Annotated in this window: 16 protein-coding genes; 10 read left to right on the top strand and 6 right to left on the bottom strand. The window is 38.1% G+C overall.

Features of this window, described 5'->3' with window-relative positions; genetic code table 11:
- Nucleotides 1–9 precede the first annotated feature (9 nt).
- The 8 genes from bcp to DCC35_RS15010 all read left to right on the top strand — a co-directional run bounded on the left by bcp (nucleotide 10) and on the right by DCC35_RS15010 (nucleotide 7,752).
- Entirely contained in the window at nucleotides 10–459 is a 450-nt protein-coding gene (bcp, locus tag DCC35_RS14975; RefSeq protein WP_137091571.1) for a thioredoxin-dependent thiol peroxidase, read from the top strand.
- Between the two features lie 134 nt (nucleotides 460–593).
- Nucleotides 594–1,445 (top strand): transketolase, encoded by an 852-nt coding sequence (locus DCC35_RS14980; RefSeq protein ID WP_137091572.1) that lies wholly within the window; start codon nucleotides 594–596, stop codon nucleotides 1,443–1,445.
- Between the two features lie 64 nt (nucleotides 1,446–1,509).
- A complete protein-coding gene (locus DCC35_RS14985; RefSeq protein ID WP_137091573.1) occupies nucleotides 1,510–2,460 on the top strand; it encodes a transketolase family protein in 951 nt (316 codons plus the stop codon).
- A 186-nt stretch (nucleotides 2,461–2,646) separates the two neighbouring features.
- Nucleotides 2,647–4,335, top strand: coding sequence for a 2-succinyl-5-enolpyruvyl-6-hydroxy-3-cyclohexene-1-carboxylic-acid synthase (menD, locus tag DCC35_RS14990; protein WP_175402836.1), 1,689 nt, complete (start codon nucleotides 2,647–2,649; stop codon nucleotides 4,333–4,335).
- Between the two features lie 149 nt (nucleotides 4,336–4,484).
- Nucleotides 4,485–5,426, top strand: a complete 942-nt coding sequence (locus DCC35_RS14995) for an AMP-binding protein (protein WP_394347734.1) — start codon at nucleotides 4,485–4,487, stop codon at nucleotides 5,424–5,426.
- A 181-nt stretch (nucleotides 5,427–5,607) separates the two neighbouring features.
- Nucleotides 5,608–6,234, top strand: coding sequence for a porin family protein (locus DCC35_RS15000; RefSeq protein ID WP_137091576.1), 627 nt, complete (start codon nucleotides 5,608–5,610; stop codon nucleotides 6,232–6,234).
- A 177-nt stretch (nucleotides 6,235–6,411) separates the two neighbouring features.
- Complete coding sequence (locus DCC35_RS15005) at nucleotides 6,412–7,038, top strand: porin family protein (RefSeq protein ID WP_137091577.1); 627 nt, start codon at nucleotides 6,412–6,414, stop codon at nucleotides 7,036–7,038.
- A 72-nt stretch (nucleotides 7,039–7,110) separates the two neighbouring features.
- Nucleotides 7,111–7,752, top strand: coding sequence for a porin family protein (locus DCC35_RS15010; protein ID WP_137091578.1), 642 nt, complete (start codon nucleotides 7,111–7,113; stop codon nucleotides 7,750–7,752).
- Nucleotides 7,753–7,812: 60 nt separating this feature from the next.
- Here the strand turns inward: DCC35_RS15010 and DCC35_RS15015 are convergent, their stop codons facing one another.
- From DCC35_RS15015 to DCC35_RS15025, 3 genes are all read right to left on the bottom strand, one after another.
- Entirely contained in the window at nucleotides 7,813–8,601 is a 789-nt protein-coding gene (locus DCC35_RS15015; RefSeq protein WP_137091579.1) for a hypothetical protein, read from the bottom strand.
- A gap of 95 nt (nucleotides 8,602–8,696) precedes the next feature.
- A complete protein-coding gene (locus tag DCC35_RS15020; RefSeq protein ID WP_137091580.1) occupies nucleotides 8,697–9,485 on the bottom strand; it encodes an XRE family transcriptional regulator in 789 nt (262 codons plus the stop codon).
- A 45-nt stretch (nucleotides 9,486–9,530) separates the two neighbouring features.
- Nucleotides 9,531–9,776 (bottom strand): hypothetical protein, encoded by a 246-nt coding sequence (locus tag DCC35_RS15025; protein ID WP_137091581.1) that lies wholly within the window; start codon nucleotides 9,774–9,776, stop codon nucleotides 9,531–9,533.
- 198 nt (nucleotides 9,777–9,974) lie between these two features.
- On the opposite strand from DCC35_RS15025, the gene dinB reads away from it, so the two are divergent.
- Nucleotides 9,975–11,117, top strand: coding sequence for a DNA polymerase IV (dinB, locus tag DCC35_RS15030; protein WP_317129025.1), 1,143 nt, complete (start codon nucleotides 9,975–9,977; stop codon nucleotides 11,115–11,117).
- A 57-nt stretch (nucleotides 11,118–11,174) separates the two neighbouring features.
- Here the strand turns inward: dinB and DCC35_RS15035 are convergent, their stop codons facing one another.
- Nucleotides 11,175–11,702 carry a hypothetical protein gene (locus DCC35_RS15035; RefSeq protein WP_137091583.1) on the bottom strand — a complete coding sequence of 176 codons (528 nt, stop codon included), beginning with the start codon at nucleotides 11,700–11,702 and terminating at the stop codon, nucleotides 11,175–11,177.
- A gap of 500 nt (nucleotides 11,703–12,202) precedes the next feature.
- Here DCC35_RS15035 and DCC35_RS15040 point away from each other — a divergent pair, with 500 nt between their 5' ends.
- Nucleotides 12,203–15,172 (top strand): DNA polymerase III subunit alpha, encoded by a 2,970-nt coding sequence (locus DCC35_RS15040; protein WP_137091584.1) that lies wholly within the window; start codon nucleotides 12,203–12,205, stop codon nucleotides 15,170–15,172.
- Nucleotides 15,173–15,176: 4 nt separating this feature from the next.
- On the opposite strand, the gene DCC35_RS15045 is transcribed toward DCC35_RS15040, so the two are convergent.
- The gene (locus DCC35_RS15045; protein ID WP_217495854.1) at nucleotides 15,177–15,434 is read right to left on the bottom strand and encodes a SemiSWEET transporter; all 258 of its coding nucleotides are present in this window, start codon (nucleotides 15,432–15,434) and stop codon (nucleotides 15,177–15,179) included.
- Entirely contained in the window at nucleotides 15,431–15,985 is a 555-nt protein-coding gene (locus DCC35_RS15050) for a 5' nucleotidase, NT5C type (RefSeq protein WP_137091585.1), read from the bottom strand. The genes DCC35_RS15045 and DCC35_RS15050 overlap by 4 nt, the downstream gene beginning before the upstream one ends.
- Nucleotides 15,986–16,172: the final 187 nt, after the last annotated feature.

Consider the following 16,172-nt stretch of genomic DNA (forward strand, 5'->3'; position numbering starts at 1 on the left):
AACACGATTATGGCATTAGAAATTGGCGATAAAGCGCCGGATTTTGAAGTAAATGATCAAGACGGTAATAAAGTTAAACTCTCTGATTTCAGAGGTAAAAAAGTAGTATTGTATTTTTATCCAAAAGATGCTACACCAGGCTGTACAGCCCAGGCCTGTAACCTTCGAGATAATTATGAAGCATTGCAAAAGGCAGGCTATGAAATTCTCGGAATAAGTTCTGACGATGAAGCAAAGCATAGAAAATTCATTGAAAAGCAAGAGCTCCCATTCACTTTACTTGCTGATACCGAAAAAGAAGTTCATGAAAAATACGGTACCTGGGTAGAGAAAAATATGTATGGCAGAAAATATATGGGTACACAAAGAACCACCTTTATTATCGATGAAGAAGGTAAAATCGAGGATATAATAAAGAAGGTGAAAACAAAAGAACATACGTCACAGATACTCAAATAATTACACAAAATTATACTGTGTAATTATATCCAGATATAATCGGGTATTAGGCCGCAAGATTTCATGGAAATGATTGATTTTTCATGTAACTTGCGGCCTGTTTGATATAAATAACATTATCCTCAGCAAAAAGCATGGAGCAGCAAGTAGATATTGAAAAGTTACAAAACCTGGCTTCACAAGTCAGAAGAGACGTTTTACGCATGGTTCACGCTGTACAATCAGGGCACCCTGGCGGGTCACTGGGATGTACAGATTATTTCGTAGCCATGTATAATGAAATTATGGACTACAAAGTCCCTTTTAACCCGGACGGCATTGGTGAAGACCTGTTCTTCTTATCAAACGGTCATATTTCACCTGTTTGGTATAGTACGTTAGCACATGCCGGTTTTTTTGATGTGAGCGAATTAGCAACCTTCAGAAAGATTGATAGCCGCCTACAAGGTCACCCGGCAACCGAGGAAGGACTTCCCGGTATCAGAGTGGCATCCGGTTCTTTAGGCCAGGGACTTTCAGTAGCCGCAGGTGCTGCTCAGGCTAAAAAATTGAATGATGACAATCACACTGTCTACGTATTGATGGGTGATGGCGAACTTCAGGAAGGTCAGGTATGGGAAGCAGCAATGTATGCATCTCACCACAGAATAGACAACCTGGTTGCAACAGTAGATTACAATGGCCAGCAGATTGACGGCCCGACAAAAGACGTTATGGATCTTGCCGATTTAAAATCAAAGTGGGAATCTTTTGGATGGTCTGTAGTAGAGTCTAATGGTAATGACATGGACAGCATTGTTAAAGCCATGAAACATGCACACAGTCTGACAAGAAAAGGCAGACCAGTTGTTAATTTAATGAGTACTGAAATGGGATTCCCTATTGATTTCATGGTAGGAACTCACAAATGGCACGGTGTTGCTCCTAATGATGAACAATTAGAGCAGGCTTTAGGTCAACTGGAAGAAACCTTAGGAGACTATTAATCTTCCCAATAAATTTTAAATCAAATTAAGAATTAAAGGGTTCGCCCTTCAAAAATATAAATCGATGAAATTCTCTTTTACTGAAAAGAAAGATACACGCTCGGGATTCGGTGATGGTTTATTAGAAGCCGGAAAGCAAGACGAAAGAATTGTGGCTCTTTGTGCTGACCTTACCGGATCACTTAAAATGGGAGCATTCCAAAACGAATTCCCTGAAAGATTCTATCAAACAGGTATTGCAGAAGCAAATATGATGGGACTTGCAGCCGGTATGACAATCGGAGGCAAAATTCCTTTCACAGGAACTTTTGCAAATTTCAGTACTGGCCGTGTTTATGACCAGATCAGGCAATCTATTGCTTATTCCGGAAAAAATGTAAAAATCTGTGCTTCTCATGCCGGTCTAACATTGGGAGAAGATGGAGCTACTCACCAGATTCTAGAGGATGTTGGAATGATGAAAATGCTTCCTCACATGACTGTGATCAACCCTTGTGATTACAACCAAACCAAAGCTGCTACTTTAGCTGTAGCTAAACACGAAGGCCCGGTTTATTTAAGGTTTGGACGTCCAAAATGGCCTGTTTTCACTCCAGAAGACCAAACCTTTGAGATTGGTAAAGCAATCAAAATGATCGAAGGCAGCGATGTGACAATTTTTGCTACCGGACATATGGTATGGTATGCTATTGAAGCTGAAGCTAAACTTGAAGAAATGGGCATCAATGCCGAAGTGATCAATATTCATACGATCAAGCCGATCGATCGTGAAGCGATCATCGAATCAGTTAAGAAAACAGGTTGCGCAGTAACTGCAGAAGAGCATCAGATCAACGGTGGTCTTGGTGAAAGCGTTGCTTCTGTTCTTTCAAGAGAATTACCAGCACCACTTGAAATCATCGGAGTCAATGATTCATTCGGTGAAAGTGGTAAGCCTGAAGAGCTGCTTGCAAAATACGGACTTAGTCCTGAAGCGATCGTTGAAGCTGCTCAAAAAGTAATTAAAAGAAAATAAGTAAAATCAACTTATAATCTGAAGCCCTGACCTGAACGTCAGGGCTTTTTTATTTAATATATCTATTAAAATTGGCCTCTTCTTAAAAATTCAACTATTGAAACCATCGAATATTTTGACTATTCAAAGAAATTATTCGATTGTATAATTCGTGTTTAGGGTATGTTTTATATTTTTACCCTGCCTATGATATTAAAACACATTAACCAGATACCAGTAATTGCGGAAGCCCACGGTGCAAAATATGCTGTATTATCACCTGGATCCAGGGTTGCCCCATTAACATTGGCCTTTACCAGGTATAAAAAAATAGAATGTTTTACGCTTTCTGATGAAAGAAGCGCTGCCTTTGCCGCCATGGGAATGGCTGAAGCATCCAGCACACCAGTCGTCATTGCATGTACTTCAGGAACTGCTGCCTCTAACTATATCCCGGCAGTAACAGAGGCTTATTACAGGCAGATCCCCATGGTAATCCTAACGGCAGACCGACCTCCGGAGTGGATCGATCAATGGGATGGCCAGACAATCAGGCAGAATAACCTTTATTCGAATCATATAAAAAGATCCTTTGAACTTCCGGTAGACACCAGTCATGAGGATGCCCAATGGCAATCTAATCGAATCATCAACGAAGCCTTCATAGAGGCAAAAAAACATCCATGTGGACCGGTACATGTCAATATTCCACTGAGAGAACCCTTTTACCCTGAACCAGGAGAAAATTTCAAATTTGAAAGAAAGGTTAGAATAATAGAAAATGGGGAAATCACCAGATCGATCCCTCTTAATATTTTATCTGATCTTGAGAAAAAATACAAGGAAAGTAGAAATGTATTAATCCTGGCCGGTCAATCAAATATTAGTAGAGAAAACCAGGAAAAACTATCTGATTGGGCAAGAAGGAAGAACATTCCGGTAATTACAGACATAATCAGTAATTGCTTTAATGTTGATACAGCAATTACTAAAGCAGACATCTTCCTTAAAACACTTAAAGAGAGTGAATTTAACAAGCTAAATCCAGACCTCATCATCAGCTTCGGCAAATCAATAATAAGCAAAAACACCAAAATATATTTAAGATTACGGATAAACAGAAAGCAGGAACACTGGTACGTGGGCATCAATGAGTTCTTATCTGATCCGCTACAGAACCTCACCAAGACGATAGATGTAGAAATAGATCAATTTCTGGATCAGACAATGGATTGGGAAAATAAAGATCCCAAGTACTTGAAATCATGGCAGGCTAAGGAAGAAAAAGCGGAAGCAAAGTTGAATAGTATTTTAGGTAAAAACGGGGAGACCCTAAACGAATTATCTGTAAGTAAAGCGATCTTACAAAGCCTTCCGGAAAATACAAATCTCCATCTGGCGAACAGCATGCCTGTCAGATGGGTGAACTTTATATCGGGTAAAGGAAGAAATTTACATATCATAGCAAACAGGGGCACCAGTGGAATTGATGGGACCATCTCCACTGCAATGGGTCATTCAATAGTAAAATCCGATAAGTATAATGTAATCCTTACCGGGGATCTATCATTTTTCTACGACCGCAATAGTTTATGGCATAACTATGACTATAAAAATCTATGTATTGTCATCATGAATAATCGTTCCGGGGGTATATTCGGACTGATAGATGGCCCATCCAGACAACCGGAAAGTAATGAATGGTTTGAAACCAGGCAAATGCTAACTGCCAGAAATATTGCAAGGGACCACAAACTTCAATATTTTAAGTGTACAACGACTACTCATATAGCAGAAGCTAAAGAGCTAATTAAATCTTCTTCCGGTCGAATAATAATTGAAATATTCACTGAACCAGATCATAATAAAAAAGTATTTAAAGCTTTGTTTCAATAAATGAAACGCAGAAATATTAATTTAAAAATAAACGGAAGAGTAATAAGTTTTGAAGAAATACTCAATTCTCAAACCGACCTTGCTCAGTCTGAATTCGAAAAAAGCGTTTTAGAAACCTTAAGATTTTTTTAAGAGAAGATAATGAGCTTATTCAGCAAACTTCAGGTTCTACGGGTAAACCAAAAAAAATTAAGATCAGTCGTGATAGACTAATTGCTTCAGCAAAAATGACCGGTGATTTCCTGGGTTATGATCAAAAATCAAGAGAATCTTTTCTCTGTATCCCAGCATCGTTCATTGGAGGAAAAATGGTGTTGATACGAGCCCTGGTTTTTGACCTTCCTATAATAGCTGAGGAACCATCGGGAAATCCTTTTAAAGGAAATAAAAAAATCGGAATTACCTCGGTAACACCTTATCAGATGAAAAACATCATAGAAAATGGGGATATAGGTGGCATTAATAAAGATTCGATCATTTTAATTGGTGGTGGTGCGATAAGCTATGAATTAGGAAAAAAATTGAGTGGCCTGCCAGGCAGTATTTTTCACACTTATGCAATGACAGAAACAGTGTCAAATATTGCCCTGAGAAAAGTTAACAGGCATGAAAAAGCAGATTTTTTCACAACACTACCCGGAATAAGCATAAAAAGTGAGGAGAGGAAACTATTAGTTCGAGGGAAAGTAACTTCGGACCAATGGCTGGATACAAATGATATTGTGGAAATCATCGATGAGGATAAGTTCAGATGGCTGGGGCGAGCAGACAATGTTATTAATTCGGGAGGAATAAAAATCAATCTTGATGATCTGAAGACCAAAATTGAAGACTACTTAAATAAAAAAAATATTAACAATGATATTGCACTATTAAAAGTATATGACGACAGTTTTGGCGAAAGTTTCGTGATTTTTATCGAAGCAAACCAAAAACTGGCATCAAAGTTGGCCATAAATGAAATGTTAAAACTTTTTGTTAAAGTAAAACCGAAAAAAATAATATACGTTAGTAAAATACCGAAGACAAATACCGATAAAACAGATTATAAATTATTAAAAGAAGAATACGAAAAAATTACTGATAAATAAAAGCTAATTGAAAATAATAACCCCTGAAAAACAGATAGTTACATTAAATTAGCTGAAAACATCATAAAAAAACATATAAATACTTTTAAATAAAATTCTTAAATAATTATAATTGCAAAGATTTTTAAAACCAAGGAATATTTTTTTATCATATACAACTATAATTAATCATTTTACTATTATGAAAATTAAATCATTATTAGGATTAGCGTTTGCGCTAGTAATTACATTTGGTGCTAATGCTCAGGAATTCGGTGCAAGAGTAGGTGGAAACCTTTCAAGCATAAACTATTCAGCAGACGGAGCTGGCGACGATGCTAAGAGCCTTTTCGGTTTACAGTTCGGTGGTACTGCTTTATTGCCAATCAATGACAATCTTAAAATCAACGCTTCATTACTATACACTCAAGCAGGTGAAAGATATGAAGACGGTGATGCTACAACTAAATTCATTGTTAACTATTTACAATTACCAGTTGCAGTAGAATACGGATTTGGTGGAGATCAAATTAAGCCTTTCATTCAGGCTGGTCCTTATTTAGGATATGCTATCGGAGCTAAAGTTAAAGTTGACGGTGGTGATGTTTCTGGAGAAGCAGATCTAAACGTTGGAAACAGCGAAGATGATGATATCGCACCAATGAACTTTGGTTTCACTTTAGGTGGTGGTGTTGACATCCAGAAATTCAGAGTTGGTGTTAACTACGACCTTGGACTTTCTGATTTGACTCCAAAAGATCTACAAGGAGACGAAACAGCTAAAACAAGTGTTTTCAGCTTAAACGTTTCTTATTTCTTCAACAGATAAGAAAAAAGAAATTTACTATAAAAGCCCGGAGAAATTTCTCCGGGTTTTTTTTTGATCAAATAAAACACGCTCCGCCATATACACTTATTACCCCTCTCATGTAAGTATTATAATGTTTCTGCAGATGTTTAATAAGCATTAACTACCTATACTTGTAGAAAATTAATTTATATAATTATGAGACTAAGACTTTTACTAGGATCAGCGTTTTTGATCTTCATGTCGCTAAATTCCCAAGCTCAGGAATTCGGAGCTAGAATCGGAGGCAATTTTTCAAGATTTAACTACTCCGTAGAAGAAATTAATGAAGATGCACTAAGCCTTTTTGGTTTCCATATAGGAGCAACTGGCATTTATCCCATTAATGACAATGTAAGAATCAACGGTTCTTTATTATATTCTCAAAAGGGAGAGCGTTTTAAAGAAGATGGTGGTACTTTAAAAGAAATCGTGAATTACATTCACTTGCCATTTGCTATCGAATATTCATTTGGAGGTGATCAGTTAAAGCCATTTCTTCAGGCCGGACCATATTTTTCTTTTGCAGCATCATCCAAATATAAAATCGATACGCCTGACTTCTCAGGAGAAGTAGATAACAATATTGGTAATGGAGAAAATGACGACATAGCGCCAATGGATTTCGGATTAAATATAGGCGGTGGAGTTGACGTTGAAAAATTCAGAGTAGGCCTGAACTATGAGGCTGGAATTGCTAATTTAATTCCCAATGGATGGGACTCAAACGAGACCTGGAAAAATAGCTCATTCAACATCAATGTTTCTTATTTTTTCAATAGATAATACAAAAATTTTTAATATAATTGAGCCCGAAGAAAATTCTTCGGGCTTTTTTTATTTATTAACTAAAAAACTATGCAACCAAAAAAATTAATCTTTCTCTTAACCATTTTAGCATTACCAAATTTATTGAACGCCCAGGAATTGGGTATCAGAGCAGGTGGAAATCTTTCAACCTGGAACATCTCCTTTCCTTTGGAAGAAGAAGAAACAAAAAAATATCTATTCGGATTTCATATAGGTGGTACGGCACTATATGAACTATCGGACAACTTAAAATTGAATACTGGTTTATATTTCACTCAAAAAGGTGTAGTTGCGGAATATAATGACATCGATGAAACTTCCGAAACCAGACTAAAAGTAAATTATTTGCAACTACAAGGAGCTCTGGAATATTCATTTGGAGAGCAAAACGTTAAGCCGTTTATACAAGCCGGACCTTATTTCTCTTATGGAATCTCCGGGAAAGCTGAAGAAACTTTTGAAGGAACCACTATCGAATCAGATTTGGACTTGGGTAATTCAGAAGATGATGACTTTGACCCGATAGATTTTGGACTTAATTTCGGAGCTGGAGTAGATATCGATAAATTCAGAGTTGGAGTAAATTATGAACTGGGGTTAACAGATCTTGAGCCAAACGATCTTGACAGTGAAGACACATATAAAAATAGTTCTTTTAACTTAAATGTTTCTTATTTCTTTAATCGATAGAAAAGACAGGAAATAAAATATCAGGAAGGGCTTATGAAATATTTCATAAGTCCTTTCTAATTAGTAATCTTTAACAGCACTATTGGTAGCTGCGATATACTCTGAAATACCTTCCACGATCATATCAATCATCATATCCGATCCACCTATTAACTTTGGAGGAACATTGTGAACGAGATTCAGCGTATGATTAATTATCAAGGTTTTATTTTCACCAATCGGATAATAAGCGCAAAACACCACTGACATTTTATTGGTTTTCTGCCATAAAACAGTACTAAAGTTATAATTATGCTGTAAAGTCACCATCATGGGTGTTTTACCAGGGTAATCATGGGTAGTAACATTCTTAAGGAAATACTTCAAAAGAGGCTCTTTATATTCAGGGTAGAAGGTTCTAAGACTATATTCAAAATCCGGAGCCATTCCAGAAGAACCGATTTTATAGTTCCCGTCTTCTTTTAAGCTGACTTCGTATTCAGGCAATGTCTTTCTGATAAAAGAAAGATCTTTTACACGGTTAGAAGAGAAAAAATCTGATGGAGCATCAACTACATATGCAGTCTTAGACATGATGACATGGTAATCCTCATCCTTGTTTTTATTAAGTACATTATAAATATCATATTTTAAAAACCTGGAAAAATCATCCTTTTTGGTCCCTGAAGGCAATTCTCCTTTAGGCTTATAACTGATAAAATACTGGTACGATCCATTAAGAAGTTTTTCAGTATCAATGCGAAAGTCAAAAGAGTTCTCTTTAATTGGACGCAGATCACTGTCCCCGACAGAGATTGAAAATGAGCAGAGACTCAATACTAAAAATGCAAGTATAATATTTTTAAACATATAAGCCTGTTACGAATGATATCACAAAGATAAACGTAACAAACCTGAAATCAAGTATCAAGCCTTTAGACAAATATCATGAGAGTGTAAGATATTTACCTGTCTTTCAACTTAATAACTTCCTGTTGTAGCTCCAGCACCATTTTAGCCAGCTTATCTAACGTCATATCTTTTCCGGATTCAGGCTCCGGAAAGCTTACACTGATAAATGCCTTTGCTTCCCATATTTCAAAAACCTCATCGACCGGAACGCTATACGGTGCATAATTTGTATTATCAGAAACGAGATAAAGACTACCTTTTTCTTCCAGGTAATTAAAAACCCTCTTATAAACAATACCTTCCTTTCCTGTGACCAGCACATAGGTCTTCCCATTTTTAATATCTTCAGGACGTTCTAAATACTGCCCAATAACTATAGTCCCGGATTGAAGTGGCAACATCGAATCTCCACTGATCTCAAATGCCCTGTAAGTAGCATTACCCGGCAAATTGGGTAATTGAAACTTAGGTAGCTCCTCAATATACTCAGGATCTGAATAACCATTGAGATAACCTGCGGAGGCTTTATCAGGCACAAGTTCGATATTCTCGCGGTCATGCTCATCTACAGTGATCGCCAGAACTTTCATTTCAGGGTTTTTACTAACAGAAAGTTTCCTGCCTGAACTATCTATTTTCTCAAGCGATTCACTAACCAGCTCATCCATACTATAATCAAACACTTCAGAGATTCTCATGAGTGTTGGAATGCGGGGATCTGCCCTACCCTCTTCATAGGCTCCCACTTGTGACCGCTTGATTCCCAGCTTATCTGCAAATTGCTCCTGGGTCAGGTCGTTCTTTTTTCTCAGGTATTTAAGGTTTTGACTGATCAGACTCATAATTGAAAAAGTATAATGGTAAAATTAGAATACACCATCCATATATTATACTCCCGAATGAATAAAATACCTTCCCTTCGCCTGGCTACCCGAAAAAACTTCAGAAGCAAGACCTCGCTTTCTCAAAACCTCCTGCCTGATATGCTCTGTCACTTCTTTAAGTGTTAACCCGGAATCAACCAGGCAATATCCCTGCACTGTTTCACGGCTTAATCCGGCTTTGAAATGAACTCCGCACTTATTGGCTTCCAGCTTCTTACTCTTTAACTCTTTAATAATTATATCTCGCATGTCTGTTTATTATTTCTACTACAAATATTAGTAATTATACCAATTAATCAAATTAAATACTAATTTATTTAGCTAAAAGATTATTAAAACAGTATAAATTACTAATTTTGTTAGTAATTAAATGAAGGGAATTATGGAAAAATACTCTACAGTTGGCAGAAGCATCGTCCACATGGATCTCGACTCTTTTTTGTGTCGGTGGAATGTCTGCGCAACCCTACGCTGAAGGGTAAACCATTGATAATCGGCGGGAGCAGTCGTCGGGGTGTAGTAGCTTCGTGCAGCTATGAAGCCAGACGGTTTGGCGTGAGATCAGCCATGCCTATCGCTTTAGCCAGACAACTGTGCCCACACCTGATTAATATCTCAGGCGACATGGATGCATATAGTAAGTATTCCAGGCTGATTACTGATATAATAAAAGATGATGTACCACTCTTTGAAAAATCGTCGATCGATGAATTTTACATTGATGCAACAGGAATGGATCGCTTTTTCGGAACGGTTAAATGGGCTGGAGAACTGAGGCAAAAGATCATGAAAGAAAGCGGACTCCCTATCTCCATGGGACTATCCATCAACAAATTGGTATCAAAAGTTGCCACCGGGGAAGCTAAGCCCAACGGACAACGCCACATCCCCTATGGCATGGAAAAAGCTTTTCTCGCTCCTCTACCTATTCAGAAAATACCGATGATCGGCGACAAAACAGCCCGTTTTCTCACCGACATGGGGATATTTAACGTCCGCACATTACGGGAGATGCCCGTCGAAATATTAGCTGCTGCACTCGGAAGCAATGGAGTAGCCCTGTGGAAAAAAGCCAACGGGGAAGACAATTCTCCCGTAATTCCGTTTCGGGAACAAAAATCGATCTCCACGGAGACTACGTTCCAGAAGGATACTATCGATGTGCAATTCCTTAAAAATGTACTGACGGCTATGGTCGAAAAACTCGGCTTTAAAATAAGAGAAAAGCAAAAACTCACTGCCTGCATTACAGTCAAGCTTCGCTATTCTAACTTTGATACGGTAAGCAAACAGTGTAGAATAGCCTATACTTCTTCCGATCATACCCTGATAAAAAAAGCGCAGGAATTATTTGACCAGCTTTACAACCGCCGAATGCTCATAAGGCTCATCGGCGTACGATTTAGCGAACTGGTTCACGGAAACTACCAGATCAGCCTTTTTGATGATACCGAAGAAACAATAAAGCTTTACGAGGCTATGGATAAAATAAAACATAAGCATGGCAGTCTTAAACTTATGAGAGCTTCTTCCCTTGATCTCAACATGAGACTAAAAGACAGCATCCCTTCTTTTAATGGCAATGAATAAAAAAAGAGCGGTCATACAACCGCTCCTCATGTGCTATAAACTAACTACTCTGTTTTCTTATAACCAGGTAATCTGATATTCGTCAAATTCATCTCCCAGCTCCACTTCTTTTGTGAAATCGACACGAACCCCTGTAGCCTTCGACTTACGCACAAGCCCGTCAAGTAACCCCAACTGTAGCTTACCGTTAAAAGTCTGAGTACGACGAACCACGATCTTTTTTGGTTCATCAGACACAATCTCCCAGCCTCTGCCCTGAGGGTCCTGTATCATCTGGCTTGCCACAAGCTTAAGCGCTTTGATGATATCTATGGGTTTTGAATTTGTATTGATCAAATTGTTTTTCAGAAACTGAGTGTGAACAGTCTCACCAATCGTCCTGCCTACTTTGATCAAATTGAACTTACCTAAATTTTGTTCTATCCACATGCAAAGATCATTATAGATATCCATGGGAACATTGCCTTTCAACTCTATTCCATCTACGATCTGATAAAGCTCGGGATATTTAGACTTGTCATAATTACTTAACACGTCATTAATAAATACAGCATCCAGTGTTACACCTTCTGTTGAGTTATTCATGGTATTTTTAATTTAATTTTATACAAAGTAAGCGCATACCGGTCATTAAAATTACGTCATTAAATGTCACACTATTACATGAAAAAATATTTATCCCTATTTAAACAATATGCTTGAAAGAAAATACGATCATAACCAAAAACAGCCTTTTTAACTGTTTAAACAAACATTTACTTATCACGACAAAGCTGTAGTTAACCCTGTTTTTTCCTCTATTTACAGAATACCCTCGTTTCAACAATCCCCTTGACCACCATGCTAAATAGATTCAGACATGGGACTCACCGAAGTAACAAAAACACTTTCCAACGACATAGCAGACCAGTTTACTCTCCTTTTATTAAAAATATTGCACCAGACTAATACCTCATAATACATTATCCAAAAAAAGTTCCTTCAAACACATTATTTAAAAGCTAAACGAAAAAACATTTTACTAAAAAAATTAGTAAATAATACTAAATAAATTAGTATTTTTGAAGTCCGACTAAAATGTTTTTATGTACCTTAATTGTCACACATGGTTTAGCTTAAAGTACGGTGTACTGTCACCGCAGGAGCTTATTGATGAAGCTAAAAAAAATGGGGTCCGGAAATTAGCACTTACTGATATCCACAATACTTCTGCCTATATCGAGGTAGCCCGGCTAATCAGTGAGCAATCTGCTCCGCTTGAAATAATAACGGGCATTGAATTCAGAAGAGACAATAAGACTGCATACATCATGATAGCCCGGTCGATAAAAGGATTTGAACTAATCAACCGACACTTATCAAGATTAAATTCATTAAAAGAAGAACCTGAATTCAGGGCTCCCCAACTTGAAGATACTTTTGTTATCTACCCATGGTCTCAAAACATACCAAATTCTCTGTCTGAGAATGAATATATTGGAATAAAGCCTCAACAGGCTCACCTCCTTTACCGGGTGAAAAACAAGCAGCTGATCGATCAGGGTGTCATCCTGCAACCGGTCACCTTCAGTTCGAAAATTGGTTACAACACCCATCGCCTGCTCCGTGCGATACACCACAATACTTTACTCAGCAAGCTTACTACGGATCTGCAGGCTTCTCCGGATGAACAAATGATTCCGGAGAGCGAACTCTTAAAATACTACTGGCAGTATCCAAAGATCATCGCAAATACTGAGCAGATCCTTGAAAATTGTTCAATGGATATAGAACTCGAAACCAATAAGAATAAAAAACAACTAAACAATAAAACATCCGATCACAATCAGCTACGGACTAAATCCCTGGAAGGGTTCCGGAGGCGATATGAGCATTACAACAGCTATGCGATGGAAAGACTGCTCAAAGAACTCGATGTGATCGAAAAGCATGGTTTTGAATCTTATTTCCTGATCACTCTGGATATCATTGAATTTGCCAGGCATAAAAACTTTGCCCACGTGGGCCGTGGTAGTGGCGCTAACAGCATGGTAGCTTATTGCCTGGGAATAACAGAAGTAGATCCTATCGAACTCGATTTGTATTTTGAACGTTTTTTAAATCCTTACAGAAGTTCACCTCCGGATTTTGACATCGATTTTTCATGGCAGGACAGGGATGAGGTCACTAAATACATTTTTGAGCGGCATGGTAGCGAACACACCGCCTTGCTGGCTACCTATGTTACATTTCAGGGAAGGTCGATCATTCGTGAACTCGGCAAAGTCTTCGGGCTTCCAAAAGAGGAAATTGATAAAATAGTCAGGGAACCGGATCGCTACGCCAACAGCGACGAAATCAGCGGATTGATCTTTCGTTATGGAAAGAGGCTCCAGGATATGCCCCGAAACTTATCGATCCATGCCGGAGGGGTACTCATCACCGAAAAACCAATTTATACTTATACTGCGACAGACCTTCCTCCCAAAGGCTTCCCTATTACTCATTTTGATATGTTTTCTGCTGAAGATATCGGCATCCATAAATACGACATCCTCAGTCAGCGGGGACTCGGACACATAAAAGATAGTGTAGGACTGGTCAAAAAAAACAAAGGTGTAAGTGTGGACATCACACGAACCGACAAATTTAAAAAGGACAAAAAAATACGCTCGTTACTGAGTGAAGGCCGAACCATGGGTGCTTTTTATGTTGAATCTCCTGCAATGCGAATGTTGCTCGGCAAGCTTAAATGCGAAGACTACATCACTCTTGTCGCTGCAAGCTCGATCATTCGTCCCGGTGTAGCCCGTTCGGGAATGATGCGCGAATATATATTCCGTCATCACAATCCAAACGATTACCAGTACCTCCATCCTAAAATGGAGGAACTCATGAAAGAAACCTATGGTGTGATGGTTTACCAGGAAGATGTAATTAAAGTAGCCCACCATTTTGCCGGCCTGGATCTTGCCGAAGCGGATATTTTAAGGAGGGGAATGTCGGGGAAATATCGATCCCGAAAAGAGTTTGAACGTGTCGAGGAAAAATTCTTTACCAACTGTAAACAAAAAGGATATCCCGAGGCTATTTACAAGGAAGTCTGGCGTCAGATCGAAAGCTTTTCCGGTTACTCCTTTTCCAAGGCACATTCAGCCAGTTACGCAGTAGAAAGTTATCAAAGCTTATATCTGAAAGCCCACTACCCTCTTGAATTCATGGTCGGGGTGATTAATAACTTCGGGGGTTTTTATAAAACAGAATTCTACTTTCACGAAGCCAAACGATACGGAGCGATCATCCAGGCACCCTGTGTAAACACAAGTGAATATTTAACAAGTATCAACGGAAAAGAAATCCATGTTGGTTTTATTCATCTAAAAAGTCTTGAAACCAAACTTGCTCACCGAATCGTAAGCGAAAGAGAAAATGGGAAATACACCGGACTCCAGGATTTTATTGAACGTACTCTTCCCGGACCCGAGCAGATTTATATCCTGATCAGAATCGGTGCATTCAGATTTACCGGCGAAGAAAAAAGAGCCCTGTTGTGGCAGGCAAGACTTTACTATGGCAAAAAAGAAAAAAGCAAAACAAAACTTCCCGGTGGAGATATGTTCCACACAAAAATGAAAACCTATTCTCTTCCCAACCTGGATCATATACCATTTGAAGATGCATTTGACGAATTTGAGCTTATAGGTTTCCCTTTGTGCGATCCTTTTCTTCTACTTCCCGAAAACAGTTTGCTTCCACTGGCGGCAAAAGACATGATCAGCTATTTGAAAAAGCGTTTTTCAATTACCGGATACCTGGTCACGATAAAAAACACGAGAACTAAAGACAGGAAACCGATGTTTTTCGGAACGTTTATCGATAAAAACGGTGATTTTTTTGACACCACTCACTTTCCAAATACAGCAAAGAAATATCCGTTCAGAGGTGCCGGGTTTTACAATATTGAAGGAAAGGTCGTTGAAGATTTTGAATACCCGATGATCGAGATTACGAAAATGGAAAAAGTTCCAATGGTAGACCGGGATAAACTGAGGCAACAGGCATTACTATCTACCTGACAAATTACTTATAGATCACTTTAAAGAACAGAAGAATACCGGCAAGAAATAATGTGGCGCTATTGGCAAGAATTACCGGTAGGTCAGCAACCACTATTCCATAAATCAGCCATAATAATACACCGGTAAAAAATATTAGAAACATGGATAATGACAGATCACGTGCACTTTTTGTCCTCCAGGTTTTTATCACCTGTGGTAAAAAAGCAATGGTTGTACAACAACCTGCCACTATCCCGATAATTTCCTTCCAGTCTATCATGTCTGTATAGAATGCGAAAGCGAAGAATTCAGCAATTCTTCAAATTCAGTCCAGGCATATATTCTTTTATACCTGGTTTCTTTTGCATTGTGGAGTGAATGAAATAAAATTCCCTCTCCTTTGAAACCATCAAAATTATGCGCATGATCATCGATAAGATAATCGGCAATCACAATTGACTTGTCACCACACATCACCATATTTCTCCATCCAATATATGGAAAATGCTTGTTAAGCCATTTAACTTTTTCTTCCATACTATGTGGTAATTGAGTCGCTGCAGTCACGATAAAAATCTCGTGATCCCTATGAAGTTTTTCTATGGTTTCCTGCGCCCCTTCTATAAGCGGAAGATTCTCGAAAAACCCCCTTTGCATCATGTAATTAAGAATTTTCTGCTTATGTTCAGGATCTACATAATCTTCCAGGTGCCATCCCTCCATATCAGTACGGTCGATCTCAATATTGAAATCATTTTGATATCTATCGATCAGAGCTTCAAGCGTGTCAGCCATCACCTCATCCATATCTATTGCAATACGTTTTTTCATAACATTTTCCTTTCTTAACAACTGCACTGCCTAACTAAATTTTCAAGCATCTGCAAAAAATGAACAGCAAATAAAGTTAAAACACCACAATGCTGCAATGTGTTTTATTAATTCATCGAACTAGAGTATGATTTATTCAATTTTTGATGATAATTATATAAGTAAATTACATTTATGGCGACATTTT

The sequence above is a fragment of the Mangrovivirga cuniculi genome (assembly GCF_005166025.1).
In the GTDB taxonomy this organism is placed as follows: Bacteria; Bacteroidota; Bacteroidia; order Cytophagales; family Cyclobacteriaceae; genus Mangrovivirga; species Mangrovivirga cuniculi.